This window comes from Candidatus Planktophila sp. (assembly GCF_046070465.1).
In the GTDB taxonomy this organism is placed as follows: Bacteria; Actinomycetota; Actinomycetes; order Nanopelagicales; family Nanopelagicaceae; genus Planktophila.
Window position 1 is genome coordinate 1 of sequence record NZ_JBJTMK010000151.1, and the last position, 2,699, is coordinate 2,699.

The following is a 2,699-nucleotide window of genomic DNA, read 5'->3' on the forward strand; positions in this document are numbered from 1 at the left end:
CTCGGACCGTCGGGCACGTACCTGCCCGGATAAGGAAGAATAAAAATGGCATCAGTTGTATTCGAAAATGCATCACGCATCTACCCAGGCACAACCACTCCTGCAGTAGATAAGCTCAACCTCACCGTCGCAGATGGTGAGTTTCTCGTGCTTGTTGGCCCATCAGGGTGCGGTAAGTCCACATCACTTCGTATGTTGGCAGGCCTTGAAGAGATCGATGGCGGACGCATTCTTATCGGCGATCGCGACGTAACAAACGTTGCTCCTAAGGATCGCGACATTGCAATGGTTTTCCAGTCATACGCGCTCTACCCACACATGACAGTTGCAGAGAACATGGGCTTTGCGCTCAAGATCGCTGGCATCGATAAGGATGAGCGCGATAAGCGCGTCCGCGAAGCTGCAAAGCTTCTCGACCTTGAGGCATACCTCGAGCGCAAGCCAAAGGCACTTTCAGGTGGACAGCGTCAGCGCGTTGCAATGGGTCGCGCAATTGTCCGCGAACCACAGGTCTTCCTTATGGATGAGCCTCTCTCAAACCTTGATGCGAAGCTTCGCGTTGCAACACGTACCCAGATCGCAGCTCTACAGCGTCGCCTCGGCATCACAACTGTTTACGTAACTCACGACCAGGTTGAAGCTATGACCATGGGTGATCGCGTTGCAGTTCTTAAGGATGGTCTCCTCCAGCAGGTAGATACACCTCGTAACCTTTACGACAAGCCAGCAAATGCATTCGTTGCAGGCTTTATCGGATCTCCAGCAATGAACCTCCTTACCGCTCCTGTCTCAGGCGGCAAGGCTCACATGGGTGACCTCGATATCGATGTTCCAGCTTCAGCAGGTTCATCAGTAACTGTTGGTATCCGCCCAGAAGGATGGGTCCCTGCAGATAAGGGCTTCCACGTTCTCGTTGAAGTTGTTGAAGAACTCGGTTCTGATGCATTCGTATACGGAAAGCCAGCTGACACAAATGTGAAGTTCGCTAACTCAACAGATGAAGGCGCTCAGGTTATTGTGCGTTGGGATCCAAAGAACCCACCAAAGCCAGGCGACACAGTTACTGTTGTAAATGTTCCAAATGCAGTTCACCTCTTTGATTCAACAACAGGTGCACGCATTAACTAAGTAATTCAAATAAGTAAAGCCCCGTCGTTCATTCGGCGGGGCTTTACTTATTCTCCGACTTTTATTTGATAACTCCAGAGATCGTAATCATCGAGGTTGATAGTAGTGAAGCCGCGTATTTCAAGAGCTGCAACCGCTTGTGCGCGGTGCTCAGTTGCGTGGTGAACAGTTTGCGAAAGAATTGTGCTTCTCTTAAAGACATGCTTCTCTCCGCGAAATTCACGTGGAACGTCTGCATCAGGCAGTTGTGATCGCTCGAGCAACATCGCGTCAGATGAACGAAGAACCTCGAGAACGTAATCAATATCCTGCATCTTCGGAGACTCTTCATCATCGTCTTTCAGACGAACATCCCAGTATTCTCTCTCTTCCGTAGAGAACGCTTCACGATCAAGCAATCGCCATACATACCAATTGGAAGCGCTAGCGATATGGCGAACTATCGTGCCTACCGTCCATTTGGGGTTTACTGCATAGGCATCAAGCGCCTCTTTGGGAAGTTCTGCAATCTTCCCGATGATTTCTTGATTGGCCCAGGCCATGTGCTTGAGAATACGTTCCATCTCCATGCGATGAGCCTAAACCTATCGTTGGATTTCTAACACCCCGCGTAGAACATGAACTTTTCCAGCGCCCACTGATTTCCATCCGTTATCCATTACTAAGGCGGTGTTTTCATCGATACCAACTAACGTCGTATCCGCCCCTGCACGTGCCATAAATGAAGCAACTCGATCCGGCAGCCACCCCAACATCTTGTCGTAATGTGGAATCACTTCAATTTCCGGCAGAAGATTCAAGCCAGCACTGTGGTTCGATTTACGAATCCCCATGATGGTGCCACCAAATGCCATTGCACCTGCAGAACATCCGGCAAGCGACGTTCCTGACATCCACTGATCGCAGATGGCATCCCACAGTGGTGATCCTTGAAATACTTCAGCGATTCGATGTGGGTCTCCCCCTGAGAAGTAAATGAGTCCTACATCATTTATTGCATCAACGTAATCGGGATCGAAAGCGTCTTCACGTTCATGGATGGGTAGGTAAATGCAATCACAGCCAATTCGTTCCGCCTGCTCTGCCCCTCGCCTGCGCCAATACCCACGGCGGTCCTCACCCTCGTGAGATGAACCAGTCGGAATCTGCACATAGGTATTTTTCTTGCCGCGAAGAAATGCAGAATGCAGGAGCTCAGTTTCGAACTCCTGCATCTGCGGTGAATATTCTCCAGAACCAACAAGCGCAAGCACTCCAGGGTTCTGGCTCATTTATTTAAGCCATTGCCTTCTTTAGATTTTCGTCGATAGAAGACAGGAACTGCTGTGTAGTTTGGTATGGAGCATCAGGAGCAATGAGAAGTGAGAGATCCTTCGTCATCTTTCCTTCTTCAACTGTCTGAATACAGACAGCTTCGAGTGTCTTTGCGAACTTTGCAAGCTCTGCATTGTTATCGAGCTTGGCGCGGTGAGCAAGGCCCTGTGTCCACGCGAAGATTGAAGCGATTGGGTTGGTTGAAGTCTCCTTGCCAGCCTGGTGATCGCGGTAGTGACGTGTCACTGTTCCGTGAG

The 2,699-nt window shown here is 50.0% G+C and carries 4 protein-coding genes; 1 reads left to right on the top strand and 3 read right to left on the bottom strand.

The genetic code is table 11. From position 1 onward, the window contains the following. Positions 1-45: 45 nt before the first annotated feature. Positions 46-1,128, top strand: coding sequence for an ABC transporter ATP-binding protein (locus ACKOVI_RS06565; RefSeq protein WP_509603281.1), 1,083 nt, complete (start codon positions 46-48; stop codon positions 1,126-1,128). A gap of 47 nt (positions 1,129-1,175) precedes the next feature. Here the strand turns inward: ACKOVI_RS06565 and ACKOVI_RS06570 are convergent, their stop codons facing one another. From ACKOVI_RS06570 to ACKOVI_RS06580, 3 genes are all read right to left on the bottom strand, one after another. Beyond that, positions 1,176-1,697 carry a DinB family protein gene (locus ACKOVI_RS06570; RefSeq protein WP_509603282.1) on the bottom strand — a complete coding sequence of 174 codons (522 nt, stop codon included), beginning with the start codon at positions 1,695-1,697 and terminating at the stop codon, positions 1,176-1,178. 15 nt (positions 1,698-1,712) lie between these two features. Further along, the gene (locus ACKOVI_RS06575; protein ID WP_509603283.1) at positions 1,713-2,399 is read right to left on the bottom strand and encodes a Type 1 glutamine amidotransferase-like domain-containing protein; all 687 of its coding nucleotides are present in this window, start codon (positions 2,397-2,399) and stop codon (positions 1,713-1,715) included. Between the two features lie 4 nt (positions 2,400-2,403). After that, the coding region (locus ACKOVI_RS06580) for an isocitrate/isopropylmalate family dehydrogenase (RefSeq protein ID WP_509603284.1) at positions 2,404-2,699 on the bottom strand (296 nt) is incomplete at its 5' end.

What these genes read in the sequence shown, in the direction of transcription:
- ACKOVI_RS06565 (WP_509603281.1), top strand. Translation starts at nt 46, where the DNA reads ATGGCATCAGTTGTATTCGAAAATGCATCACGCATCTACCCAGGCACA.
- ACKOVI_RS06570 (WP_509603282.1), bottom strand. Translation starts at nt 1,697, where the DNA reads ATGGAGATGGAACGTATTCTCAAGCACATGGCCTGGGCCAATCAAGAA.
- ACKOVI_RS06575 (WP_509603283.1), bottom strand. Translation starts at nt 2,399, where the DNA reads ATGAGCCAGAACCCTGGAGTGCTTGCGCTTGTTGGTTCTGGAGAATAT.